This is a genomic window from Neglectibacter timonensis, from assembly GCF_900048895.1.
In the GTDB taxonomy this organism is placed as follows: Bacteria; Bacillota; Clostridia; order Oscillospirales; family Acutalibacteraceae; genus Acutalibacter; species Acutalibacter timonensis.
On the sequence record NZ_LT160640.1, the window covers coordinates 1303852 to 1329701 of the forward strand.

Annotated in this window: 25 protein-coding genes; 4 read left to right on the forward strand and 21 right to left on the reverse strand. The window is 55.4% G+C overall.

Annotated features, from left to right (window positions below):
• Positions 1–48 precede the first annotated feature (48 nt).
• From argF to bilR, 13 genes are all read right to left on the reverse strand, one after another.
• Complete coding sequence (gene argF, locus BN3911_RS15110; RefSeq protein WP_066867069.1) at positions 49–960, reverse strand: ornithine carbamoyltransferase; 912 nt, start codon at positions 958–960, stop codon at positions 49–51.
• Positions 961–1061: 101 nt separating this feature from the next.
• Positions 1062–1589: a GNAT family N-acetyltransferase gene (locus BN3911_RS15115; RefSeq protein ID WP_066867071.1), complete on the reverse strand. Its 528-nt coding sequence runs from the start codon at positions 1587–1589 to the stop codon at positions 1062–1064.
• Positions 1586–2755 (reverse strand): aspartate aminotransferase family protein, encoded by a 1170-nt coding sequence (locus BN3911_RS15120; protein WP_066867073.1) that lies wholly within the window; start codon positions 2753–2755, stop codon positions 1586–1588. Before BN3911_RS15120 ends, BN3911_RS15115 begins: the two co-directional genes overlap by 4 nt.
• Positions 2756–2768: 13 nt before the next feature.
• A complete protein-coding gene (locus tag BN3911_RS15125) occupies positions 2769–3026 on the reverse strand; it encodes a TfoX/Sxy family protein (RefSeq protein ID WP_066867074.1) in 258 nt (85 codons plus the stop codon).
• 260 nt (positions 3027–3286) lie between these two features.
• Positions 3287–4138: an acetylglutamate kinase gene (argB, locus tag BN3911_RS15130; protein ID WP_066867076.1), complete on the reverse strand. Its 852-nt coding sequence runs from the start codon at positions 4136–4138 to the stop codon at positions 3287–3289.
• Positions 4139–4168: 30 nt separating this feature from the next.
• Complete coding sequence (locus BN3911_RS15135; RefSeq protein WP_066867078.1) at positions 4169–4474, reverse strand: hypothetical protein; 306 nt, start codon at positions 4472–4474, stop codon at positions 4169–4171.
• Complete coding sequence (gene argJ / locus BN3911_RS15140) at positions 4471–5685, reverse strand: bifunctional glutamate N-acetyltransferase/amino-acid acetyltransferase ArgJ (protein ID WP_066867079.1); 1215 nt, start codon at positions 5683–5685, stop codon at positions 4471–4473. The genes BN3911_RS15135 and argJ overlap by 4 nt, the downstream gene beginning before the upstream one ends.
• A gap of 128 nt (positions 5686–5813) precedes the next feature.
• Positions 5814–6854, reverse strand: coding sequence for an N-acetyl-gamma-glutamyl-phosphate reductase (argC, locus tag BN3911_RS15145; RefSeq protein ID WP_066867081.1), 1041 nt, complete (start codon positions 6852–6854; stop codon positions 5814–5816).
• 6 nt (positions 6855–6860) lie between these two features.
• The gene (argH, locus tag BN3911_RS15150) at positions 6861–8240 is read right to left on the reverse strand and encodes an argininosuccinate lyase (RefSeq protein WP_066867083.1); all 1380 of its coding nucleotides are present in this window, start codon (positions 8238–8240) and stop codon (positions 6861–6863) included.
• 15 nt (positions 8241–8255) lie between these two features.
• Entirely contained in the window at positions 8256–8783 is a 528-nt protein-coding gene (locus tag BN3911_RS15155; protein ID WP_066867085.1) for an NUDIX hydrolase, read from the reverse strand.
• A 68-nt stretch (positions 8784–8851) separates the two neighbouring features.
• Positions 8852–10078: an argininosuccinate synthase gene (locus tag BN3911_RS15160; protein ID WP_066867087.1), complete on the reverse strand. Its 1227-nt coding sequence runs from the start codon at positions 10076–10078 to the stop codon at positions 8852–8854.
• 314 nt (positions 10079–10392) lie between these two features.
• Positions 10393–11154 carry a TVP38/TMEM64 family protein gene (locus BN3911_RS15165; RefSeq protein ID WP_066867089.1) on the reverse strand — a complete coding sequence of 254 codons (762 nt, stop codon included), beginning with the start codon at positions 11152–11154 and terminating at the stop codon, positions 10393–10395.
• 558 nt (positions 11155–11712) lie between these two features.
• On the reverse strand, positions 11713–13656 hold the full coding sequence (bilR, locus tag BN3911_RS15175) for a bilirubin reductase, long form (protein ID WP_341441290.1): 1944 nt from the start codon (positions 13654–13656) through the stop codon (positions 11713–11715).
• A 156-nt stretch (positions 13657–13812) separates the two neighbouring features.
• On the opposite strand from bilR, the gene bilQ reads away from it, so the two are divergent.
• The gene (gene bilQ / locus BN3911_RS15180) at positions 13813–14256 is read left to right on the forward strand and encodes a bilirubin utilization transcriptional regulator BilQ (RefSeq protein ID WP_066867093.1); all 444 of its coding nucleotides are present in this window, start codon (positions 13813–13815) and stop codon (positions 14254–14256) included.
• A 15-nt stretch (positions 14257–14271) separates the two neighbouring features.
• Complete coding sequence (gene bilS, locus BN3911_RS15185) at positions 14272–14790, forward strand: flavodoxin family protein BilS (RefSeq protein ID WP_066867094.1); 519 nt, start codon at positions 14272–14274, stop codon at positions 14788–14790.
• Between the two features lie 174 nt (positions 14791–14964).
• On the opposite strand, the gene BN3911_RS15190 is transcribed toward bilS, so the two are convergent.
• The 4 genes from BN3911_RS15190 to hflX all read right to left on the reverse strand — a co-directional run bounded on the left by BN3911_RS15190 (position 14965) and on the right by hflX (position 19382).
• Entirely contained in the window at positions 14965–15342 is a 378-nt protein-coding gene (locus tag BN3911_RS15190; RefSeq protein WP_066867096.1) for a hypothetical protein, read from the reverse strand.
• Positions 15343–15495: 153 nt separating this feature from the next.
• Positions 15496–17076, reverse strand: coding sequence for a hypothetical protein (locus BN3911_RS15195; RefSeq protein ID WP_066867098.1), 1581 nt, complete (start codon positions 17074–17076; stop codon positions 15496–15498).
• 110 nt (positions 17077–17186) lie between these two features.
• Entirely contained in the window at positions 17187–17909 is a 723-nt protein-coding gene (locus BN3911_RS15200) for an ABC transporter ATP-binding protein (RefSeq protein ID WP_066867100.1), read from the reverse strand.
• 204 nt (positions 17910–18113) lie between these two features.
• Complete coding sequence (gene hflX / locus BN3911_RS15205) at positions 18114–19382, reverse strand: GTPase HflX (RefSeq protein WP_066868025.1); 1269 nt, start codon at positions 19380–19382, stop codon at positions 18114–18116.
• A gap of 491 nt (positions 19383–19873) precedes the next feature.
• Here hflX and BN3911_RS15210 point away from each other — a divergent pair, with 491 nt between their 5' ends.
• The gene (locus BN3911_RS15210) at positions 19874–20218 is read left to right on the forward strand and encodes a TM2 domain-containing protein (RefSeq protein ID WP_242871141.1); all 345 of its coding nucleotides are present in this window, start codon (positions 19874–19876) and stop codon (positions 20216–20218) included.
• A 30-nt stretch (positions 20219–20248) separates the two neighbouring features.
• The gene (locus tag BN3911_RS15215) at positions 20249–20920 is read left to right on the forward strand and encodes a TM2 domain-containing protein (RefSeq protein WP_082942316.1); all 672 of its coding nucleotides are present in this window, start codon (positions 20249–20251) and stop codon (positions 20918–20920) included.
• 90 nt (positions 20921–21010) lie between these two features.
• On the opposite strand, the gene BN3911_RS15220 is transcribed toward BN3911_RS15215, so the two are convergent.
• The 4 genes from BN3911_RS15220 to BN3911_RS15235 all read right to left on the reverse strand — a co-directional run bounded on the left by BN3911_RS15220 (position 21011) and on the right by BN3911_RS15235 (position 25847).
• Complete coding sequence (locus BN3911_RS15220) at positions 21011–22522, reverse strand: DUF5605 domain-containing protein (protein ID WP_147578629.1); 1512 nt, start codon at positions 22520–22522, stop codon at positions 21011–21013.
• Between the two features lie 109 nt (positions 22523–22631).
• Positions 22632–24086, reverse strand: coding sequence for an FGGY-family carbohydrate kinase (locus tag BN3911_RS15225; RefSeq protein ID WP_066867104.1), 1455 nt, complete (start codon positions 24084–24086; stop codon positions 22632–22634).
• Positions 24083–25018 carry a transketolase family protein gene (locus BN3911_RS15230; protein WP_066867106.1) on the reverse strand — a complete coding sequence of 312 codons (936 nt, stop codon included), beginning with the start codon at positions 25016–25018 and terminating at the stop codon, positions 24083–24085. Before BN3911_RS15230 ends, BN3911_RS15225 begins: the two co-directional genes overlap by 4 nt.
• On the reverse strand, positions 25011–25847 hold the full coding sequence (locus tag BN3911_RS15235; RefSeq protein ID WP_066868032.1) for a transketolase: 837 nt from the start codon (positions 25845–25847) through the stop codon (positions 25011–25013). Before BN3911_RS15235 ends, BN3911_RS15230 begins: the two co-directional genes overlap by 8 nt.
• Between the last annotated feature and the right edge of the window lie 3 nt (positions 25848–25850).

Consider the following 25850-nt stretch of genomic DNA (forward strand, 5'->3'; position numbering starts at 1 on the left):
AGGAAAACAGGGGAAGCCTGGCTCCGGCTGCCCCTGTCTGTTATCCGCTCAGGCCTGCGCCCCCATAGTTTTCACCAGCACGGCCTTCTGCGCATGGAGACGGTTTTCCGCCTCCTCAAAAATGCACCCGGCATTTTGTTCAAATACCTCTGCCGTGATCTCTTCGCCGCGGTGGGCGGGCAGGCAGTGCTGGACCATGGCGTCCGGCTTGGCCTGGGCCATCAGCTTTTCATCCACGCAGTAGCCCTTGAATGCAGCTTCCCGCTTCGCCCGTTCCTCCTCCTGACCCATGGAAGTCCATACGTCGGTGATCACCACGTCGGCGTCCTTTGCCGCCTGCAGGGGGGAATCCGTCAGCTCAAAGCAGTTGTACTGCGAGGCGAATTCCAGGATCTCCCGGGGGGGACGATATCCTTCGGGACAGGCCACAGACACGCTCATTCCCACCTTGAGGCAACCCACAATTAAGGAGTTCATCATGTTGTTACCGTCGCCGATAAAGCACATTTTCAGCCCTTCCAGAGAGCCCTTATACTCCCGGATGGTCATCAGGTCCGCCAAAATTTGGCAGGGATGGCAAAAATCGGTGAGCCCATTGATTACAGGTACGCTGCCGTACTCCGCCAAAGCCTCCACTTCATCCTGATCGAAGGTGCGGATCATAATGCCGTCCACATAGCGGGAAAGCACCCGGGCCGTATCCTGCACCGGTTCGCCCCGGCCGATCTGAGAACCGTCGGAGGAAAGCACCACCGCATATCCGCCCAGCTGGTTGATGCCCACCTCAAAGGACACCCTGGTGCGGGTGGAGGACTTTTCAAAGATCATACCCAGGCATTTTCCCTTCAGGTAGGGGTGCTCGATCCCATGTTTGGTTTCATATTTCAATTGATCGGCCAGGTTGAGAATTTCAATAATCTCCTCCCCGGTCAGATCCAGCAGCTTCAGCAGATGTTTCATCTTGATGACCCTTCCTTTCCCGCGCCTGTCCTCGTTCTTTTCGGGCCGGCGCACTTAAATATTCTGATTTCGTCTACATTCCAAGGACAAATAGCTTTCCGTTATACTTCCGGAGCCGGAATGCTGTACACGTTGAGCTGCAGCAGCATTCCCCGCATATTTTCATATTCGTCCGTCCCCTTAAGGACGCCGCCCAGCGATTCCGCCAGATGTATGCTGGCCGGATTCCGGCGGTCCGCCTCCCAGCGGAAAGAGGCATAGCCCTTTTGCCCGTAATAGCCGAGCATCGCGCCGACAGCCTCACGGGCGTAACCCTGCCGCCAGAATTCTTTCCTGATCCACACTCCCACCTCCGGCTCCCTGTCGGAGAGGCCGTGGATATCCGCGACGCCGAGAAATTGGTTTTTCCTATCCCGCAGGGTGAAGAGAACGGAACCCACGCTGTCCCCTTCCGCAAACTGCAGAATTTCCCGTACCGCCTCCTCCGGAGAGCCGTAGGGCTTCGGGTATTGGTAGTGCGCAATCTCCTCCGTATAATAGGCAAAAAGGTCCGCTCCATCCTCTTCCTGCATGGGGACAAGGGTCAGGCGGGGCGTCTCAATCGGCAGCTGGCCTCCCCACTTTATCATAGCTCACCTAAAACCTTTTCAAAGACAGCAAGCCCCTTGTCAATCTCTTCCTTTGTGATGGTCAGCGGCGGCAAAAAGCGGACCAATTCTTTGGCTGTGAGAACCAAAAGACCCTCCTCCGCACAGCGCACCAGCACATCGTGAGCGTCGCCTGTTTTGAGCTTCACGCCCAGCATCAATCCCTTGCCCCGCACGTATTCCACCTGGGGCAGCTCTTCCAGCCTCTCTTTCAGATAGGCCCCTTTTTCCTGCACCTCCCGGAGGAAAGCAGGATCCTTTACCCGCTTAACCACCTCTCTGGCCCCCGCGCACACCACGGGATTTCCGCCGAAGGTGGACCCCTGCATGCCGGGCTGCAAAATATCCTTCAGCTTCTCGTTCACCAGGCAGGCTCCGATAGGCAGGCCTCCTGCCAGGCCCTTGGCGGTGGTCGCCACATCCGGTTCCACGCCGTAGCCCTGGTAGCTGTAAAAGCTGCCGGTACGGCCCACGCCTGTCTGCACTTCGTCGATCATCAGCAGCACGTCCTGCTCCGTGCACAGCTTCCGCAGGCCCTGCACAAAAGCCTCCTCCATGGGAACCACGCCGCCCTCGCCCTGCACGGTTTCGATGAGCACGGCGCAGACAGTGCCGTCCAGCAGTGCTTCCACGCTGGAAAGGTCGTTGCCCTCCGCATAGACAAACCCTTCTGTCAGCGGCAGAAAGTCCTGATGGAATGCAGCCTGCCCTGTAGCGGCCAGCGTGGTCAGCGTTCTGCCGTGAAAGGAATTGTTCAGAGTGACAATCTGATACGCGCCCCGCTTCTCCCCATACTTCCGAGCGACCTTGACGGCGCATTCATTGGCTTCTGCCCCTGAATTGCAGAAAAACGCCTTCGCCATGCCGGAAGCCTTGCACAGTTCCTCTGCGAGCGATGTATTCTGGGGGCTGTAATAATAGTTGCACAGATGCTGAATCTCCGCTGCCTGCGCGGCTACCGCCGACGCCCATGCAGGGTCGCTGTACCCCAGGGCGTTGACCCCGATGCCGGAGGTAAAATCGATATACTCTTTGCCTTCCGTGTCCCAGGCCCGGGCATTCCTTCCCTTCACCAGAGATGCGTCCACCCTGCCGTATGTGTGCAGGATATAGCTTTGATCCTGATCCTTGATCTCCTGAAATGTCATACGCCAATTCCTTTCACAATTTATGCTGCCTGTAAAACTCTTTCAGTTCGGCCTTGACCTCTTCGGGCAGTTCCTTTTTGGGAATTCCACGGACCGCACCCTCCAAGCCCTGCAGCCGTTGGATACAGGCGGAAGGATCAATGGCCTGAATTTTCAGCCAAGCCTCTTGCGCGCCGGTTTCCTCCAGCTGCTTCAGGGTGGTGATCCCCACTTGCCGGAGCTGTTCCTCTACAACGCTCCCGATATTCGGCAGCTTTGCCAATTCTCCCATCTCTTCCTCCTGCAGCTTTTTAAAAGCTGCGCAAGACTTTTTTCCTTCGCAGCGTTAGCTTTCGCTTGTTTTCAGCTTTCTGGACCAACCGAAAGTACAAGCCAAAGCTTACTCGTGTGTCCCCGTACGCCGCGCCGTCATATTTCATCCGACCTGCGGAACAGCTTCGGCAGTGTCCTCCTAAACCGCGGTATCTCGCTTGCGGTCGCCGTCCAGCAAAGTACTGAAAACTACACGACACGAATGAAGGAATACGTTTCTCAATAGAACATGGTGCCGATACCCTCGTCGGTAAAGAGCTCCACCAGGATGGAATGAGGGATGCGGCCGTCGATGATGTGGGCGCGCCCCACGCCGCGGCGCACCGCATCCACACAGCAGTCGATTTTCGGAATCATACCGCCGCTGATGATGCCTTCCTTTTTCAAGCGGCTTACATCGCTGACGTTTACCACGGGAATGATGGTGGATTCATCTTCCTTATCCCGCAGAAGGCCGCGCACGTCGGTCATCAGGATGAGCTTCATGGCTCCAAGCTCCGCCGCAATGCGGGCCGCCGCCACATCGGCATTGATGTTGTAGGCCTCCCCGTGGTACCCGGAAGCCACGGTGGAAACAACCGGGATGTATCCGTTTTTGGCCGCATTCTCAATGATTTCAGAATTGACCTCCCGGATCTCTCCCACAAATCCTAAATCGTCTTCCAGCTTGTCGGCCTTGAGCATGGAACCGTCCATACCGCAAAGCCCCACCGCCTTGCCGCCCTGGGCCTCCAACAGCTGTACCAGATCCTTGTTTACCTTTCCGGCCAACACCTGCTGGACAATGTCCATGGTCTCCTGATCCGTATACCGCATACCGCCCACAAATTTGCTCTCTTTGCCGATCTTCTTCAGCATGGCGCTGATTTCCGGACCGCCGCCGTGCACCAGCACCACATTGATGCCCACCAGCTGCATCAGTACAATGTCGCTCATCACGGCGTCCTTGAGCTCTTCATTGATCATAGCGTTTCCGCCGTATTTGACCACGACGGTGGCGCCTGCATATTTCTTGATGTATGGCAGGGCCTGCACCAGCACGGCGGCCCGTTCCGAATTCGAGATATCCATCAGCAATCTACCCCTTCGCTATAAGTTCATTCAGACCAGCAGCAGCAATACAAACACCACGAACACACATAAGACCACCAGAATTCCCAAAACCAGGGAGACCAGCAGGAACCGCCGGATCCATCTGGAGATTCCCAGCCTCTTCGAAAGCAGCAGGAAAAAGAACACGGCAAGCTCCAGGGCTGCGAACACCAGGCTGGCAGCCGGATGGAAAAGCAGCATACTGCCGGTAAACAGCAGCACTGCGAAAAGCAGAGAGAACCCTGCCACCGCGCAGCCAAAGCAGAAAGCAGCCATATCCCAGGGAGAGTTCCGGAGAGCCTTCTGTTTTTTCATGTGCGGTAATCTCCATTGATTTTCACATAATCGTAGGTCAGGTCGCAGCCGTATGCCTCAGCGCTCTCACCGCCCATATGCAGGGAAACCAATATGGTGATCTCCTTTTCCCCCAGCACTTCGCTGGCCTTCTCTTCCGAGAATTCGATGCCCGCGCCGTTCCTGCAGACATCCACCTGCCCCTTTACGGACCGGAAGGAAACGTCGATTTTTTCCACATCCACTGCCGCTCCAGAATAGCCGATGGCGCACAGCACACGGCCCCAGTTGGCATCCGCGCCGAACATGGCGGCCTTGAACAGGGTGGAGCAGATTACTGATTTGGCCACCGTCTTGGCCGTTTCCTCGTCCTCCGCTCCATCCACGCTGCAGACCAGGAGCTTTGTAGCGCCCTCTCCATCTCCCGCCATCAGCTTGGAGAGCTCTCTGCACACAGCCTCCAAAGCCTCTGTAAAGGCTGCGTAATCCTCATTTTCCTCCACAATTTCAGGATTTCCCGCCACGCCGTTTGCCAGCACCGCGAAGGTGTCGTTGGTGGAGGTGTCCCCGTCTATGCTGATCATGTTGAAGGTATTTCCAGTCACTTTGTGAATCGCCCGGTCCAGCATGGCGGTGGAGATGGCGCAGTCCGTGGTGAGGAAGCACAGCATGGTGGCCATGTTGGGGTGAATCATCCCGCTGCCCTTTGAAATGCCGCCCAGCTTCACTGTTTTGCCGCCGATTACGGTCTGAACCGCCACCTCCTTCGGGATGGTATCAGTGGTCATAATGGCAGCGGCAGCGGCTGAGGAACCGTCCGGGCTGAGGGAATCCTTCAGCGCCTGGGCCGCATTCTCGATGGGTTCGATGGGAAGCACTTGGCCGATCACGCCGGTGGAAGCCACAATCACGTCCTGGGGTTCAATCCCCAAAACCTCTGCGGCGATTCTGCACATCTTTTCCGCCTTTTCCGCCCCGTCGGCGTTGCAGGTGTTGGCGTTGCCCGAATTGCAGATGACGGCTTTGGCCTTACCATCCGCAAGATTTTTCTTCGTCACCAGGATGGGCGCGCCTTTGACCAGGTTGGTGGTATAGACCGCCGCCGCATTGCAGGGCGTTTCGCTGTAAATCATAGCCAGGTCTGGCTTTGCCTTATTCTTACGGATGCCGCAGTGGATGCCGCCCGCCACAAAGCCCTGAGCCGCGGTAACACCGCTGGATATGTATTCCATAAATTTTCACTCTACCTTTTCTGAATTTTAATCAATGATAACACCGCCGCTGGGATGGCAAGGACCGCAAAAATTCTTTCCACAAAAACGCGGGAATCTTCTTGCACGCTCCGATTTTCAAGCCGCACTCAAAAAGCGGGCGGCACCAGCTTCAAGCCCATGGTTTCCTCCAGCCCAAAGGACAGGTTCATGTTCTGAACCGCCTGGCCCGCAGCGCCCTTCCCCATATTGTCGATGGCGGAAATCGCCACAAAGGTGCCGGTGCGGGGATCAGTAAACAATGACACATCACAGAAATTGGTGTAATGCACATTTTTCACATTGGCCGCCTGGCCCTTCGGCAGCAGGCGAACAAAAAACTCTTCTTCATACTGGGTTCGGTAGGCGTCCCAGATCTGTTCCTCCGTCACACCGGGCTTCAGCCTTGCATAGCAGGTTGCCAGAATTCCCCGGTTAATGGGCAGCAGATGAGGCACGAATGTGATCTTCATCGCTTCTCCGGAGATCCGGGAAAGGGTCTGTTCGATTTCCGGCGTGTGGCGGTGGTTTGCCACCTTGTAAGCGGTAAAGCTCTCGTTGAGCTCCGGATAATGGTTCGATTGTACAGGTTTCCGGCCTGCTCCCGTTACGCCGGACTTGCAGTCCGCAATGATGCCGGCGGTTTCGATCAAACCGTTTTTCAGCGCTGGCACCAGGGCCATAGGCACTGCCGTGGTATAGCAGCCCGGATTTGCAATCAGCTTTTTCCCCCTGATCTCTTCCCGGAAAAATTCCGGTAGGCCATACACCGCCTTTTCATGCAGGGCCTTATCCGTGTACTCCCCGCCGTACCACTCTTTATAAATATCCTCGCTCTGCAGGCGGAAATCCGCCCCCATGTCGATAAAGGTTTTCCCCTCACGGTCGCACCGGGCGGCAAGCTCCTGGGAAAGGCCGTGGGGCAGGGCGGCAAAAATCACATCGCTCTTCTCTACCGCTTCATCTTCCGTACCGCAGACCATATCGCAGAGTTGGTAATAGGCAGGATATACCTTAGAAAGCTCCATCCCCTCAAAGCTCACAGAGCTGATTGCCTTAAGCTCTGCCTGAGGATGGCCTAAAATCAGCCGGCAGATCTCACTGCCCGCATAACCCGTAGCGCCTACGACACCCACTTTTATCTTTTCCATACAGGCTCATTCCTTTCCCACCAGTTCCAGCACCCTGCGGGCCTGGAACCTGACATTTTCCGGAGCCGGGCCGCCCAGAACCCTGCGGCCGCCCACACATTTTTCCAGAGAGATCGCCTGATACACGCCCTCGTCAAAGCTATCGCATATCTTCTGGTACTCCTCCAGCGGAAGCGTCTCCAGGGTCAGGCCTTTCGCAATGCACAGCGCGACCAGCTCCCCGGTGATTTTATAGGCATCCCGGAAGGGCAGCCCTTTTTCCGCCACCAGATAGTCCGCGCAGTCCGTGGCGTTGATAAAGCCCCGTGCTGCGGCGTTTCGCATAGTATCCTCCAGCACCGTCATGGTCTGAAGCATGGGAATCAGGGGTGTGAGGCAGAGCTTCAGGGTATCCACCGCGTCGAACACCGCCTCCTTATCCTCCTGCATATCCTTGTTGTATGCCAGTGGCAGTCCCTTCATCATGGTGAGCAGGCCCATCAGATCACCGAATACCCTGCCGCTCTTGCCGCGGATTAACTCCGCAATGTCAGGGTTCTTTTTCTGCGGCATGATGCTGGAGCCGGTAGAGAAAGCGTCGTCCAGCTCGATAAATTTGTATTCCCAGGAGCACCACAGCACCAGCTCCTCACAGAGCCGGGAGAGATGCACCATAGCCATGGACACGGCAAAGGCGATTTCTGCGCAGAAGTCCCGGTCGGACACGCCGTCCAGGCTGTTCTGGCTCACCTTGGAAAAGCCCAGCAGCTTTGCCGTCAGTTCCCGGTCCAGCGGGTAAGTTGTTCCTGCCAGGGCCCCGCTGCCCAGCGGCATCACATCCATGCGGGCGAGGGCGTCGTCAAACCGGGACAAATCCCGCAGCAGCATTTCCGCATAGGCCATCATGTGGTGCCCAAAGGTGGTGGGCTGGGCCCGCTGCAGATGGGTGTACCCCGGCATCACTGCTTCGCTGTACTGCTCGGCCTTTCCGCACAGGACCCGGATCAGGGACTTCAGCTGTTCCTTCAGCCCGGCACATTCGCCGCGCAGGGTAAGGCGTACGTCCAGCGCCACCTGATCGTTCCGGCTGCGCGCCGTATGCAGGCGTTTGCCCGCATCCCCGATTCTGGCGGTCAGTTCCCCCTCGATAAAGGTGTGGATATCCTCGGCGTCCGGATCGATGGTGAGCGCGCCGCTTTCCAGCTCTTCCCGGATCTGCCGGAGTCCGGCACAAATTTTCTCACTCTCACTCTGCTCGATGATCCCACACTCCCCCAGCATGGAGGCATGAGCGATGCTGCCCTCGATATCCTCTCGGTACATGCGGCTGTCAATCGAAATGCTGGAATTGAAATCATTTGTTTTGGGATCGGCTTCCTTCTGGAAGCGGCCTTTCCAAAGCTTCATTGCCGTATCTTCCTTTCAAAGCAGGGCGCTGTCCGGCTGCCCGATAAATTTTAAAAAATTTTCCCTGTAGCCCGGCAGATGGGACAGCAGGGACGGGGAGAGTTCCCCCGCTTTGGCCATCCGTACAAATTCCGGGAAATCCACCCACTTGGCCTCACAGGTTTCCCCTTCCTGGAATTTCACATCCTCCAATGCCACGTTCAGATGCACGCCGTAGTTCCTGCCCAAATAGGGGGCGGAACAGGCGCTGCCCAACAGGGTGAGCTGGCCTTCTCCGGCTTCAATGCCTGTCTCCTCCCAAAGTTCCCGCAGAATGGCATGCACACAGTCTTCTCCTGCTTGTACATGGCCGGAAGTATTCTCCCATTTTCCGGGGGCAAAGCTTTTTTCCATGCTTCGCTTGGTGAGAAAAATCCGGTCGTCCCTGTCCACAATCCAGATACCCACCGTCAAAAGGTATTCGCCTTCCTGCAAAGCCTCGCCTCTGGCAATCACTTTGCCGGTGCGGTTGCCGTCCTGATCGTAAATATCCACCCGTTCCACGTTCCGCCCTCCAACAGGGAAAGGGCAGACAGCCTGCCGTCCACCCCATCCAACTTGATCGCCCTCAATTATTTATCGTAGGTCAGCCCCTTCTTCGCCTGTACCTTGATAGGCAGGCCAAAGAGGTTGATAAAACCGGCGGAATCGTTCTGGTCGTATACCTCGTCCTCGTCAAAGGTGGCGATTTCTTCGTCATACAGGGAATAGGGAGAAGTGACGCCGGCGTCGATAATATTTCCCTTGTAGAGCTTAAGCTTTACATCGCCGGTCACGGTTTCCTGTGTGGAATCCACAAAAGCTGAGAGAGCCTGCCGCAGGGGAGTATACCACTGGCCGAAATAGACCAGCTCTGCAAACTTCAAAGCTACCTGCTGCTTGTAGTGGAAGGTGTCCCTGTCAAGGCAGATTTCCTCCAGCTTATTGTGGGCATGATACAGGATGGCGCCGCCGGGAGTTTCGTACACACCGCGGGACTTCATGCCCACCAGCCTGTTCTCCACAATATCGGCCAAACCAATGCCGTTTTTGCCGCCCAGCTCGTTGAGCGCAGTCACCATTTCCGTGCCTGAAAGGGTTTTGCCATCGAGCTGTGTAGGCACACCCTTTTCAAAATGCAGGGTGATATAGGTGGGCTCATCGGGAGCCTGTTCCGGAGAAACGCCCATCTCCAGGAATCCAGGCTTATTATACTGAGGCTCATTGGCGGGGTTCTCCAGGTCCAGGCCCTCATGAGAAAGATGCCACAGGTTCTTATCCTTGGAATAGTTGGTCTCCCGGTTGATTTTCAGCGGGATGTTGTGGGCCTCCGCATATTCAATTTCCTCTTCTCTGGATTTCAGATCCCAGATTCGCCAGGGGGCGATAATTTTCAAGTCGGGCGCGTAGGCCTTGATGGCAAGCTCGAACCGCACCTGGTCGTTGCCCTTTCCGGTGCAGCCGTGGCAGATGGCGTCCGCCCCTTCTTTCTTGGCGATTTCCACAATTCCCTTGGCAATGATGGGCCGGGCGAAGGAGGTGCCCAGCAAATATTTATTTTCATATACGGCGCCCGCCTTGACGGTGGGATACACATAATCGGTTATGAACTCTTCCTTCAGATCCAGCACATAGAGCTTGGAAGCTCCGGTTTTCTTCGCCTTCTCCTCCAGCCCGTCCAGCTCGGTGCCCTGGCCGACGTCGCCCGAAACGGCGATCACCTCGCAGTTGTTGTAATTTTCCTTCAGCCAGGGGATAATGATCGAGGTATCCAGACCGCCGGAATATGCCAATACTACCTTTTTGATTTCGTTTGCCATAAGTAACGCCCTCTCTTTGCAGATTATTTTCAGTGGATGCTTTCCTTCAATTCTGATTGTTCCTCAGTAAAATAACCGCTGAACAAATCGCGCCGGATTCATTCAGCGCTTCCCAAACAATTGCTATTATACACCCGTTTCTGGAAAAATCAAGAGTAAATTGTATAATTATTCATATCAATTCAAAAAACGGAAAACGGCGCGGAATTTTCCGCGCCGTGCCACTGTTTTTTGTTGTATATCACCCTTTTTCGCTTTGTAAGCATGCATATTCACAGGAAGAAAAAGCCGTTTTATGCACCTTATGCATATGATTATGCAACCGGGTTCTCTGTCTGCCTGCAGAGGGATATTCTTTTCGCCTGAGGGATTTTTTCCGCTTTTTCCCGCCTGTCCCTTTCTTCCCGCTTTTTCATATAGCAGCGGTACAGCAGAATTCCCAGACCGCTCAGAACGGCGGTAGCGGCAAACACGATAACGGCAAAGAGGTAATTCTGGGTGCCCAAGGCGTCCCCGCCGATAGTGGAGGTGATTACCGAAGGAATTCTCGCCGTGAGGGTGATAAAAATCCAGAAGGAAAGCTTCATCGGTGTAAGCCCCACAATATAGGTCATTACATCCTTGGGCGTTCCTGGAATCAGAAACAGGATATAGGCAATCAGATTCAGCCGTTTTTCATTTTGCAGGAATTTCAGGGAACGTATCTTTTCCTCGGACACGAACAGGGCGACAAAGCGCATGCCGAATTTTTTGACGAACAGAAACACGGTGACGCTACCCAGCAGCGCCCCCAGAAGGCAGAGGCCCGTACCCTCCACCGCGCCAAAGGCATAGCCCGCGCCGATTTCCAGAGGCTCTCCGGGAATGAACGCCACCACGATTTGAAACGCCATCATGCCTATGAACGCCAGCCTGCCCCAGGCCCCGCTGGCGTCTACCCAGGCGCGGAATTTCTCCGGCTCGGATACAAATTCCACCATCGGTTTTCCCACAAACCAGCATATGGCGCCGGTAAAAATCAAAAACACCGCCAGACTGGCTACCGCCGCGATCCTTTTCTTTTTGTCTCTTTTCATGCCGTATTCTCTCCCTTTTCCTGTTTTCCAAAATTCCCTGGCAGTGGGAAGCCTCCCGTGGGCCGTCAAGTACAACTGCACCCCTGACTTCCTGTATTGTCAGTAACCGCCGAGCGAATCATGCCGGATGGCCCGGCGCGGGTTTTTACAACGTTTCCTATAATATAGGGGAAGAATATCAAATTTTCCTCAAAAGTTCCTTACGAAAAGCTTGCGATATCTTACAGAACTGAAAAAGAAGCTTGTATCAAAGCTCCTACTCCCGGAGCATTCGCTGCCCGCAGGCTGCCTCTGTGTTTTTTATGATGGTTGCGCCTCAGCCGAAGTATTTTTCAGCGCCGTTATTCCGCCAAAGGAGCCGCCGCATTCATCCGGAGTTGAGCTGTCTCGCCTGCACAGAAAGAAAGGGGCGCCGCAAAATCCCCCTTTTGCGGCGTCCCTCCTGAACATCTACTTGCATGCTTCCCGGAACAGTTCTCTTGTATTGGCTTCCCACTAAAAAACCGTTGAGGCTTCAGGAGAAACGGTTTTTTATCCAATTGGCTTAGCCGCTCCCCCTTATATGACGCTTGCCGCGTCGTAGGCGCTGTGAACGGCCTGGCAGAGATCGGCCGGGCTTCCTGCGCAGTCTCCCACCCGGATCACGGAAATTCCGGACGCTTCCAGCTGCTCTGAAGCAAAGGCTTCCGGACTGGCGCCCGCCGCCATGACAACAAAACTGCAGGGAAGCTCCTTTTCTGTTCCATCCTCCACCGTGCAGATCACTGAACGGGAGGTGATCCGGCTGAGCTTATGGCCTGTCAGCAGCCTGACGCCTGCCAGCTCCAGCTCCCTTAGCAGGATGGGGCGTACCGTATCCGATTCCTCCTTTGCAATGGCGTCCAGCATCTCCACGATTGTGATGTTGCATCCACGGGACGCCAGCAGTTCCGCCGTCTCCACGCCTACCAAGCCGCCTCCTATTACGATGACCTCACCGCCGCACATCTGCCGGCCGGAAAGCACCTTCCAAGCGTCCAACACATGAGGAAGCTGCGCTCCCTCCACAGGGATCAAACGGTTATGCGCTCCCACCGCCACAATCACACAATCCGGTTCGAGTTCAATCAACTCCTCCTGAGTGGGAACCCTGCCCAGGAAGAATTCCACCCCCAGCCTCTGCGCCTCCTGCATAAGGAAATCTCCGGCCCGCATCACTTCATGCTTCCGGGGAGGTTCGCTGGCAATGCCCAGCTGCCCACCCAGACACAATTCCCTTTCAAAGAGCGTGACACGATGCCCCCGCAGGGCTGCCACCCTGGCAGCTTCCAGTCCTGCCGGACCTCCGCCCACCACCGCCACGCGTTTCCTGGCCGCGGCAGGCTCCAGCCTTTTTTTCGCCTCATATCCATTTTCTGCATTGAGCACACAGCTGATAAACCTGCGCTGCTGAACGGCGTCAGTACAGCCCTTGTTGCACATGATACACTGGCGGATGCGTTCCGGTACGCCCTCCTGCAGCTTTTCCCCCCAATCCGGATCGCACAGCAGCGGACGGCCCAACCCCACCATATCGCAGCAGCCGTTTTCCAGCATAGCTTCCGCATATTCCGGCGAGACGATGCGTCCCACCGTGGAGACCGGTACGCTCACCGCCTCTTTGACCGCCCTGGAGTAGGGTTCAAAAAAGCCGTAGGGTTCGGCGCCCATCGGCGGGATGGTATCGCCCATATTCCCCGTGTGGTTTGCCTGGGCCACATGGAAAAAGTCTACGCCCGCCTGTTCCAGACGCCTGGCAAGCTCCACCGCCTCCTCCGGTTCCAATCCCCCCTTGCCTACCCGTTCCGCCGTCAGCGGATTCACAGAGATCACGGGCAGCTTGTACTCCAGCAGCAGCCCCGGGACTGCTTCCCGCAGGGTTTCCACCACCTGCAGGGCAAAACGGATGCGGTTCCCGAAGGAGCCTCCGTAGGCGTCCGCACGGTGATTGAGCACTTTGGAGCACAGCGCCCCCACCAGCCGGTCCCCGTGGATTTCAATGACGTCCACGCCTGCTTTTTCCGCCCTTTTGGCACAGGCGGCATAGCTTTTCAGCACCTCTCCAAGCTGGCTCTCCGACACCTCGTCGATAAAGTGAGTCATGTCATAGTGCAGCTTCTTTCTGGCTTCCTCCATATTCCCCTTCTGAAAAAGCTTCGTCAAACCCGGAACGTCATATTCAGGATAAAAAAGCTGGATAGCCAGACGGGCGCCAAAGCTGTGCACCGCCTCTGCGAGCCTTTGGAAACCTGGAATCTGCCGGTCGTCAAACAGGCGGGGCGTTGGGGAGAAGGTGCTGATGGGCGCCACATCCCCCAAGACAATATAACCGGTCCCGCCCTCCGCCAGGCGCTTATAAAAGTGAAAGCTCTGCTCCCCGATAGAACCGTCCCTCTCCTCATAGCCGGTAGTCAGAGGCGGGAACATAATACGGTTTGGAAACGTGACATTTTTAATTTTGATCGGTTCCAGCAATTTCATCATAGCAGCTGCCCTTCCTTTCTGAACATTCAAACCGCGGCGGCTCCAAACACGACGCTAGAGCCTTTTTTCTTATGTCCACTATAGTTCGATTATTTGACAAAGTCAAGAAATCATTGTAGAATAAGTATAGAAAAATAGGGAGATTGAGAAAAACAAATGAAAAAAACGCTATCTCTTGCCGTAACCGTACTATACAGGGATTTTTCCGACTTCTGTGAAAGCATCCTGCAGGAATCCGGGCTGTCCAAGGGTCTGCTCTTTTTTCTGCTTTATATTGGAAAACATCCGGGCTGTACACACGGGGAGGTTTCCGCCTACCTGGGAAGCGATAATGGACATACGACACGATGTGTCAACAGGATGATTGAGGGAGGATTTGTGCGCCGGGACGCTTCTGCCCTGGACCGGCGCGTACGCCGGCTGTGGCTGACGCCCCAGGGAGAAAAAACCTTTCACCGCTGCTATAATCTTTTTCTGCAGTGGGACCGGGAACGGTTTGGCAATGTACCGGAAAAAACAAAAACACAGGCGCGTCTGGCCCTAGCGGCTCTTCTGGAGGAAAGCGGGTGCTTCCCGCAGTTGAGTAGTGAAAGCCCATAACCGGAGGTGTGTTAGATGAAAGCCTACAAGTATTCCATTGTCTACAGCAGCCGTACTGGAAACACTGAATTTCTGGCCCGGGCAATCCGGGAAGCGCTGCCTCAGGAAAGCTGTGAATATTTCGGTCCTGCAGAACGCAGGGCTTTGAAATCCTCCCTGCTCTTTATCGGCTTCTGGACTGATAAGGGCGCCTGCGACAGCGACACTTCTCTTTTTCTTAACGCCGTGCACAACAAGCGGATTTTTCTGTTCGGCACTGCGGGCTTCAGCGGCAATGATTCCTATTATGAGGCCATCCTGACTCAGGTGAAAGAGCTAATAGACCCTTCCAACCGGATTCTGGGTGCTTTTCTGTGCCAGGGTAAAATGCCGGCTCCGGTACGCAGGCGTTACGAGGAACTGCTGCGTCAAAATCCTGGCGACAGCAAGGTGCGCCAGCTGCTGGAAAACTTTGACCGCGCAGCAGATCATCCCAACGCCGCGGACTGTGAAGCGCTGCTGCGATGTGTAGAGCAGGCGCTGAAAAAATTTTAACCTTTCCGCAGAAGCAGAGAATCTGTGGCTGGCGCCTGAAGCAGCCGTATAAAAATGCCCCTGAATTTGGCCGAAGCAGGCCGCATTCAAGGGCATTTTCTGTTGGAACGCTTTTCTTGTCACCAGGTTCTGCCGTAACCTTCTGATACGGCAGCCCAGTTTTCTTCTCTTTTCTCAGGAAACCCTGGTAATGTACTGACAATACACATAGATATTCTGAATTTTTTTTGCCGCAACCCCATCCTCAGTCTCTACTTCGGGTTGGGTTTCCGACTTTGTGACATACAGCTTAATGGCAATGGCATCCTGACCGACACGCATCTTCCTTACCGGCTTATAGGCGAAATCCCGCCGCTCTATCCCCACGTATTCATGCAGAACATCCTCAATGGACCGATCTGTAAAGCAGCGGAGAATATCCTCGGTTTCATACATATCGATGATAGCCTTGGCCTCTTCAAAGCTGAGATTGGTGGAATGATAGTCTCCGGCCCCCACCACATACATGGTGCTGTTATCGAGCAACAGCAAAGGTTCCTTCTTTTCTGGCATAAGACAGACCTCCTTCTTGAAATGTTCTGAAAAGATTGACAAAGCATTGACAGATTGCACATGTCATATATTTATCATCAAATTCATTATAGCAATTCTGCATAGGTAATTCAAGCAAAAAAGGCCTGTTAAAAAATTAATTAAGCAGAGCGATCACAGCTCTTTCAAAATACCCGGTCCCTTTTTCAAAACCCAATGCCAGAGTACCGCGGCCAGCACCAAAAAGAGGCCGCTGCAGCAGAGAAGAAAGCTCTCCGCAGCCAAAAACGTTCCCAATTTCCAATAAACCAGCGCGGCTGCAGCAGGAATGAGCATACTGGCGAAGACGCCAATCATAGTAGAGGCGGACTGCTTGACAACCAGCGTATCGTTTACAGCGTCCATTTTGGGAAACCGGAGGTTGACCGCGAGACCGAAGCAGGGCACAAAGCACCCCAGCGAGGCGCAGAGGCAGAAAAGAGCCAGCAAAGCCTGGGGTGTGAGGGAAAAACCGTACCAAAGCAGGGGCAGGCACAAAAGTGCCGGTCCCCAGATCAGCAATGCGTTGAGAAGAGCTTTCACAAGAAACAGCGTACTGCTGCGGATCGGCGCCTCCTTCAGAATCCAGAGATATTTCCCTTCCAGGCTGATGGATGCACAGGCGGGCACCGTCATGAGAAACAGGAAAGAAAGTGCCGCCGCTACCAGCAAAACTGCCGGAACTCCCGGAATCTGCGCCAGCATCAGCTGCAGCGCATCCCTCTGAAACGCGGCAAAAATACTGCCCGCCAGAGCCATCATGGCGCCGATCCCCAAATTAAACAAATAGATGGGCGTTCCGAAAAAACGGCCGGCTTCCTTTTTCAGCAGCGCTGAAAACTGGCTGCCTGCGGCAAGAGAACCCAAACGGTAGTCGGAACGGGAGGAATGTGTTAGAAGCCTCGTCAGGATTCCCGTATAAAAACGGCTGAACAGCCACACCGCCAAAAGAAAAGGGACCAGCGTGATGGCCGCGAAACCCAGATAAGCCGGCAGGCTTCCGGCAAGGCCCAGACGCAGCAGGCCAAAAGGCAGCAGCCAGCTTCCCAGCGCTCCCTCGATTGCTCCCTGATGGGCCGCAATGTCCCCCACCGCCTGATTGATCTGAAAGGCTGCAACAAACACCAACGCCAGGAACACCAGATATACCAGATTTGTCACCAGCGCCTTTCCCTGGGAACGGCTTTGGATCAACGCCAGGAAGAAGCCCACCACTGCGGAGAGCAGGGTGGAAAGCAGAGACAGGAACAGGGTGGAGATCATCAGGGCCATACAGAACAGAACCCCGCCTCCCCCTCCGTATACCAGGTAGATCACTCCTGCCGGGATCAACAGAAACACGTTGAAAATCAGGTTTTCCAAATAGAGAGCCAACAACTTGGAGAGCATGACGGAAAAAGCAGATACCGGCAGGGAAAACAACAAGTCCATATCCCTGCCGCCAAACACGATGCCGCTGGCTCCCATAGAAGCAAACATCAAAGAAGCGGCGCAGGCCACCACCGCCATGAGTATGGGCAGCAGCTCCAAAAGGCCCACAGGCTGCAGCGACTGCGCCAACAGTAAGCTGTACACCACAGAGATATAGACGGACAGCCCGCCCATCAACAATACGATCAACGCGCCGGAAGCCTTCTTTTTCCCCTGCTTGTTGTTGCTGAAGGAGGTGAGCATTCCCAACAGATTCACGCGCATCAGCGCCAGAGTTTCACGCATGGCTATTCCCCCCTTTTTTCTGTTCCAAGCCGCATTTCCGGGCGGCGCCGGCACGGCCCAAAGGAAGAGCAGGGCAGTTTTCCCATATGCTCGGCTCAATGATTTTCATGTTATTCTCCAGCCCCTTCCTTGGCCAGCTCCAGAAACACGCTTTCCAGGTCGGAATTGCCCACCACATCTTCTGTACGGCCGATTTCGATCAGTCTGCCGCCGCGGATGATAGCGATGCGGTCGCAGAGCTTTTCCGCCACTTCCAGCACATGGGTGGAAAAAAACACGCTTCCGCCCTGTTCGCAGAGCTCTTTGAGGAATTGCTTCATGGTAAAGGCGGCGGCCGGATCCAACCCCACGAAAGGTTCGTCGAGAATGAGCAGTGCGGGTTCCCGGATAAAGGCGGAAATCAGGGCCAACTTTTGTTTCATGCCGTGGCTGTAGCTGCCAACCCTGCTGCCCAGGGAACCGGTGAGCTCGAAGGCCTGCCCATACTTCCCGATGCGCTCTTCCCGTTGCGCCTTGGAAAGACCGTAGATATCGGCAATAAAGTTCAGATAGGCGATGCCTGTCATAAACTCGTAAATATCAGGATTATCCGGCAGAAAAGCCATTTTGCGCTTGGCCTCCACCGGCTGCTTTTCAATGGATTTCCCGTCTATCAAAACTTCCCCGGCGTCGAACTCCATGATCCCCGCCACACAGCGGAGGGTGGTTGTTTTCCCCGCGCCGTTATGGCCGATGAACCCCAAAATTTCGCCGGGCTCTACCGTGAGCGACAGATCGTCCACCGCCCTTTTGCCTCCAGGATAGGTCTTTGTGAGATGATTGATGGAAAGCATGTTATCCTCCTCTTTCCTCGGGTCCTTCTCTCAAACAAAGAAAACGGCCCTTTTTGCTTTTCTTCCCGATTATAGTCCCCTGTCCTTCCGGCTTCAAGGGATTTCGAGTTAACTTTCAGGCATATAAATCAACCGGAAGGAAACAACCCTTCCGGTCTCTGCTTTCGGTTCCGAACTGCACAGCTTCTTATTCAAAGCTGCCGCTTACAAAACGCCGCTTTTTTCTCTCTGGTCAAATTCCTGCACAGGGGCATAGAGGCGTTCATCCACCCTGGCTGTTATCCTGAGGCCTTCTTCCACATATTCCTCTGATAGGACGGCTCCCTCTTCCCGCAGCCTGGCAGCCAGACCGCTTTTGGCAAAAGGCAGCAAAAGCTCCACCTCGAAGGTTTTCTGCGGCAGGTTTTCCTCTACAGCCTTCAGCAGTTCCTCCACACCCTCTCCCGTAAGGGCGCTGATGCGTACCGCTCCTTGTACCCGTACAGCCAACGTCCTGTCCTCCACCGCATCCCATTTGTTGAGCACCGGGATGACCGGCCGGTCCGCGCTGCCCAGCTCCTGCAGCAGCTCGTTGGTCACCGCCAGATGCTCCCCAGCCTCCTCGCTGGAGGCATCGCACACGTTCAGGATGATATCCGCCGTAGCGGCCTGCTCCAACGTGGATTTGAACGCCTCCACCAGGTGGTGGGGCAGGCGGCGCAGCAGGCCGACCGTGTCGATCAGCATCACAGTCTTGCCGCAGGGCAGCTTCAGCGCCCTGGCCGTGGGGTCCAGCGTGGCAAAAAGCTTATCCTCCGCCAGCACGCCGGCCTGTGTCAGCTGGTTCATCAGGGTACTCTTCCCCGCGTTGGTGTATCCCACCAATGCCACGGTGATTGTGCCGTCCTTCTTGCGGCGGCGGTTGATTTCGCTCCGGGCCGCCTCCACACCTTTGAGCTGCTCCCGGAGGCTGTTAATGCGCCTCCGGATATGCCGGCGGTCCGTTTCCAGCTTGGTTTCGCCGGGACCTCTCGTCCCGATGCCCGCACCAAGGCGGGACAGAGCGGTCCCCTGCCCCGTGAGCCTGGGCAGCAGATATTTGAGCTGGGCGAGTTCCACCTGCAGTTTCCCCTCCCTGCTCTGGGCCCGCAGGGCAAAGATATCAAGTATGAGCATGGTGCGGTCGATCACCCGGATGCTGCACAGCTTTTCCAGGTTCCGGATCTGGGTGGGAGAGAGTTCCCGGTCAAAAATCACCAGGTCCAATTCTTCCTTTCTGCACAGCTCAGCCACTTCCTGGGCCATGCCGGAACCCACACAGGTTGCGGTATCCGGCGCAGGCCGCTTCTGCGCCAGGGTAAACGCCGGATCAGCCCCTGCGCTTTTGACAAGTTCGGAAAGCTCCGCAAGAGAGCTCTCCGCGTCATATTCTCCAGTATCCAGACAGACAAGGAGCGCACGCTCCTGTTTTTCTTCCGTTTCGTACAAAGCAATCCCTCCGTCACACTGACCTCCATGCGCCTCACGGCGCGGACGTCCTTCGGGGAAAACAGCCTTCCGCGCTGTTCCCACATTTTTGGAAGCAGCTGAACAGCTGCTTTCCCCTTTCCTTTGCTCTTCTCCCGGAAACGCCGGGAAACAATTGCAGACGCCGGAAGAGCGGAAGAAAGCCTGTGGGAAGAATCCTCTGTTGACACGGCTGAAGATATTCCACGGGGCTTCGTTTCACGCTCTCCGCTGCAACTGCCTTAATCATAGTATACTATTTTTCTCCCGTCAATTCTTTCTTTTCCCCCGGCCGGATCAAGGCCTTCTTCAAAAAACGCCGCACTAAGGCAAATGCTGTAAAACCCGATAAAATCCTGACATATCTCGATAAAAATCTTTCCTTCTTTAATTTTCTCTTACTTTGACTTTCCGCATATTGATTTCCAAAAAACCATAGTGTAAGATAGAATCAACAAAGCAAAAGAGGTGTCACTTGAATGGCAGACTATTATAATAACGGGAACGGGTACCAGCAGAACTCCGGGCAGCAGCCCATGTATAATCCTCCCCAGTATCAGCCGCAGACGGGCATGGAGCCCCCTCCGGGCTACGTGCAGAAGAGCCGCACGGCCGCCGGGGTGCTGGCGATCCTGCTGGGCACCTACGGCATCCACAGTTTCTACCTGGGAAACACCTCCCGGGGATTGATGCAGCTGCTCCTCTCCCTGCTCACCTGCGGGATCGGCGCCATTGTCATTTGGATCTGGGGCATTCTGGAGGGCGTAAAAATTCTCGACGGCAGAATCAACACAGATGCAAACGGTGTCTTTCTGAAGGATTGACGCAGGAAACCACTGGAATAAGGAGATACTATGATGAATAATGAATTTGAGAACAACCCCAATCCTCAGAACGATATTCCGCAGCCCACCTTTACGCCGGCTCCGGATTTCGAAGAGAGCGCCGCTCGTGCCGAAGAGGTTGCCGCACAGGCCGAGCAGGTAATTGCCGATGCGGAAGCCGGGGCCGCGCCGTCAGGAAAAGCTGAAGCCTCCGATAAAGCGCCGGAAGCCGCTGCCGGAAACGGACAGCAAACGCCTCCCCAGAACCCCTTCCCTTATGATTCCGTACCCCAGTACGGCGCGCCGCAGTATACCAATCCGGACCCCAACCCCTACGGCGGCTATGACAACGGCTCTTACGGAGCCCCGCAGCAGCCCTACGGTTCATCCCAATACCAGCAGTCCTACGGAACGTCCTATTACCAGCAGTACAATGTACCGCCTGCCGGTTATGCCCAGAAGAGCCGGCTTGCGGCAGGCCTTCTCGGCATCATCTTCGGCAGCCTGGGCATTCACAACTTCTACCTGGGCTTTAACACCAAGGCCGTTGTACAGCTCATTGTGAGCCTGGCAGGCGGGCTTCTCACCTGCGGCGTCGCTACCTTTGCCATGTGGGTTTGGGGATTTATCGAAGGTATCCTCATCCTTTCGGGCAACGGTCCTCGCCAATACGATGGAAACGGCGTCATCCTGCGGGATTGACAGCTTGCAGAAAAAACCAGAAAGAGGGGACGCGTCAAACTGGCGCGTCCCCTCTTTCTGGTTTATTATATTCCCCTGCTGCGGAACCCTTCACTCCGGCAGCCTGCGCAAACGGATGGCCATATACTCTCTGCCGGGCAGCGGAATACGGAATTTACCGCTGTGAATTCCGGCGTCCGTCACCGTCATTCCCCAGGTGTCAATCACTTCCGCCTGATACCTTGCGTCAGGCTCTTTTCTGAATTCCCGGAAGGTGGGACGGCCAAAACCGTAATAATGAATCTCATAGCCGCTGTCAGGCGCCATGCCCTCCGGCACACCCACGGTTTCATCAAAGGAACCTGTCCCCCTCTTCAGGCCCAAGCCGGGGGTTTCACAGAGAATCTGATGCAGAAAACGAATCCTTTCAGGGCTGTCCCCGTGCAGCTTCCCCCCATGGCTCCACCACAGCACATCCTCTGGATTCACAAAGGTCTCCCCATGCCCTGCATAGCCGCCCCGGAGAGAGGCCTCCCAAAACCGCCGGGTCAGCTCCTGACCCGAAATATTGCCCCAGCCCTGATCGATATTCCCCTCGTAGGCAATCTCATCCCACACCACAGGTTTGCCGTACCGGACGCGGTAATCGTCAGTGTATTCCACATGGCGATACAGGTCCTGCCGCTGCATGCTGCAATGGGTAATCCAGGGACGGGTATAGTCATAGAAATCAATGCAGTTATGCACGGAGCGCAGATGGTTGTAGGGATCCTTCTCACAAAGGATGGACGCATAACGCTCCCAGTCCTCCAGCGTTTTGGCACGCAGCAGGTCGTATTCGTTGGCAAGGCTCCACCACACATTCCGGTAAGCTGCAAATCTCGCCACCACATACTTCCAGTAAAGATCGTCCTCTTCCCTGCTCATGGCGGAAAATCCCCAGCGGTCATAGGGGTGCATCACAATGATGTCCGCCTCAATCCCCCTGTCCCGAAGCTCCGCAATGCAGGCTTCAAACCGTCGGAAATGCTCGGGATGAAAGCGTTTGAAATCCCAGTGGTTCCCGCTGAAGTCCACATTGTAGGAAAAATTTTCCTCCGTCAGTCCGGAATTGTCCACCGGCGTACCCTCATAGGGGAAGGTTTCGGGATCGCGGAAATTGTGGATATAATGTTTGGGAAACACGCAGAATCTCATCTTGTTGAAATATCCCTTGGAGAGTTCTTCCAAGGTCTGCTTGCGAATTTCTTCCGGCTGGTGGGACCAGACATAGCAGGTGGTGCCCACGCTGTAATAGGGCGTCCCATCCTCATAGGCAAAATGATAGGTGTTGGCCACCCGCACCGGGCCGTGGTTCTTCGGAGAAGGCGGCGTTACCAGGAAAGCGCCTGTGGTTTTTTCCTCAGAAAAACTGCCGCTTATCTCGTAGGTATATTCCCCTTCAAACGAAGGCATAAACCTTACCTTGTAAACGCCTTCTCCATCGTAGAAACCATCAGCCTCCACCGTCTCATTCTTCCCGCGGAAAATTCCTTTCACCGTATAATCTGTAAAGGGATTTCCCTCTGTGCGGCCGCTGGCGGACACTTCAAATATGTCCCATTTTTCCACTGTCTGCATCATACCGCTCCTTTTCCTTTCTCAAGGCCGCCTGACCGGCGGCCCTTTTTTATTCCGTCCTGCGAAGCAGCCGGAAGGCCGCCCTGCCTTCCGGCTGCTTCGCCCTTCTCATTCACAGCAGCATGTTCACCGCTGCCTTCCAGCCGCCATAGCGTTTTTCCCGTTCCAGTGAGGACATTGCCGGGACAAACCTGACGTGCGACATCCTGCTGAAAATCGACTTATCATAGAGGCCCACGGCAATTCCCGCCGCATAGGCTGCTCCGATGCCGGAAAGCTCTTCCTTTTCCGGCACTGCCACCGGTATGTTGAGAATATCGCTTTGAAACTGCATCAGAAAGCTATCCCTGGTAGGGCCCCCGTCCACACGCAGCTCGCTGATCTTCACGCCTGACTCGCCGCCCATGGCATTCACCACATCAGCGATCTGGTAGGCAATACACTCTTCCGCTGCTTTGACAAGCTCCGCCCTGCCGGTGCTGCGGCTCATACCGCAGAGAATCGCCCTCACATCGCTTTTCCAATAAGGAGCGCCCAGGCCTGTGAAAGCGGGGACCAGATAGGTAGAATCCTCCTGGTTGGCCTCCTGCGCCACCTTCCCCGATTCCTTGGAGGATGAAAGCAGATGGAGATCATCTACAATCCACTTCATCACGGCTCCGGTATAATTGATATTGCCTTCCAATACATAAGTGACCTTCCCTTCCATCCCCCAGGCAAGGGAGGTCACAACACCCTTGCTGCTGAACACCGGGGCTTCCCCAATATTCAGCATCACGGAAGAGCCCGTGCCATAAGTTGCCTTCATCATCCCCGGCTCCAGGCAGCCCTGTCCGAACAGGGCTCCGTGGGAATCCCCAAGCACACCGTGAATGGGGACAGGCTGCGGCAGATAGCCCGCAAAATCCGTTTCGCCAAACAGGGAATCACTGAAGCATACCTCAGGAAGCATGTCGGAGGCAACGCCGAACATGCTGCAGAGTTCCTCATCCCAGCAGAGCTCCTGAATGTTGAACAGCTGCGTCCGGGAAGCATTGGAATAATCGGTTTTAAAGCTTTTCCCGCCGGTCAGCCGGTAGATCAGCCAGGTATCGATGGTGCCGGCACAAAGCCGCTTATCCTCCAGGCCAGGCGTGTGTTCCAAAATCCAGGCCCACTTTGCCGCCGGAAAATAAGGGGAGAGGTTGATGCCGGTTTTCTCTTTCACCTTTTCCCCCTGCGCAGAAAGCCTTTCACAGATTTCTGCGCCTCTCGCACACTGCCACACCACGGCATCCGCCACCGGCAGGCCTGTCTTCCTGTCCCAGATTAGCGCAGTCTCCCGCTGATTGCTGAGCCCCACCGCTGCGATTTCCGTTTTGTCGATCCCGGTCTTCTCCACCAGGTTTTTCACCGTCTGCAGCGTGTTGCGCCAAATCTCCATCGGATCGTGAGAAACCCAGCCGTTTTCGGAAATCTTCTGCTCATGGGGCAGGTCGCTCCGGTCCAGAAGCAATCCGGTTTCGTCGAAGAGCAGCGCCTTTGTGCCGGACGTGCTCTGGTCAATTGCCAGGATATACCGCTTCATCGGCCCATCAGCTCCCTGGCAGCCTTTGCAATTCCCTCTGCATTCAGGCCGTAATAGTCGAACACTTCCTGGGATTTTCCCGCGATTGCCGGCTCATCCGGCAGAGCCAGGTTTTTTACCCGCTTGGGACAGTACTCTGCCACCAGCTGGCTTACCATAGCCCCCATACCGCCGATCACGCTGTGTTCTTCAACCGTGACAAGGGCTTTGACTTTACGTGCAGAATTCAGCACAGCGTCCCGGTCCAGAGGCTTCACACAATACAGATCCAGCACCTGCACGGAGATTCCCTCTGCTGCCAGCAGCTTCGCCGCTTCCACAGCGGGCTTCACCATTTCACCGCAGGCTATAATGGCAAGGTCATCACCTTCACATAGTGTCACAGCCTGATCCAGTTCAAATTTCATCGAATCCGGCGTGTAGATATCCTCCACCGGATTTCTGCCCACCCGGATGTAAGCGGGCTTATCATCCTGCAGCAAAGCTTCCATCAGGGCTCTGGTCTGATGCCTGTCGCTGGGCAGGTAGACCCGCATCCCCGGGATCGAGCCCAGCGCGGCAATATCCTGGGCGCTGTGATGGGTCATTCCCAGTGCCCCATAGCTGACGCCTCCGGAGATGCCAATGAGCTTGACATTTGTACGGGAATAGGCCACGTCCACCTTCACCTGCTCCATGCTGCGGGTGGAGAGGAAACAGGCCGGAGAGGCTGCAAACGGCTTCTTCCCACCCCGGGCCAAGCCTGCAGCGGTGGAAACCAGGCTCTGCTCTGCAATGCCCATCTCAAAAAACTGTGTCGGGAAAGCCTCCGCAAATCCGGAAAGGGAGGCAGAGCCTCTGGAATCGCTGCAGAGAACCACAATATCCCGGTCTTCTTTCGCGTGCTCCAGCAGCACGTCGCAGATTACCTGTCTGTTCGGAATCTTATTCACAGCACGCCGCCTCCTTTCGTTTCAGCTCTTCCATAGCTTTCTGATATTCCTCGTCCGTAGGCACCTTATGGTGCCATACAGCCTGGTTTTCCATAAAGGAGACGCCATAGCCCTTGGTGGTGTCCGCAATGACAACCGTCGGTTTCCCGCTGCAGGCCCTGGACTGCTCGAAAGCCTCGTCGAGAGCCTCCACATGATTGCCCTCCGCGTGGAGCACGTTCCAACCAAAGGCAGACCAGCGCGCGTCCTGGCTGTCCTGGGCCATCACCTCTTCGGTGCCCCCGGAAATCTGCAGTCTGTTGCGGTCCACCACGGCGCACAGGTTAGAGAGCTTATAATGGCCGCCCGCCATGGCTCCTTCCCAAACGGAGCCTTCCGCCAGTTCGCCGTCCCCCATTACCACATAGACCCGGGCGCCGGAACCGTTCATGCGCTCCGCCAGGGCCAGCCCTACCGACACGGAAAGGCCGTGGCCCAGCGAGCCGGAATTCATTTCAACACCATTGACTTTGTTGTTGGGATGGCCGATATATTTGGAGCCAAACTGAGAAAATGTCTCCAGATCCGATTCCGGAAAAAAGCCCTTGTCGCAGAGCACGCTGTACAGCGCCTCCACCGAATGCCCCTTGCTCAGGATCAAGTGGTCATGCCCGGGCTTATCAAAATTTTCCGGCGTCACATTCATCTGGCTGTTATAGAGCACATTCAGGATGTCGCACACACTGAAATCCCCGCCTATATGGCCGGTTTTTGCCCGGTAAACCATGTCGAGCGCTTTTTGACGGAGGGCAAAGGACTTTGCCCTCAACGCCTGATAGTTTTTTTCCATGCC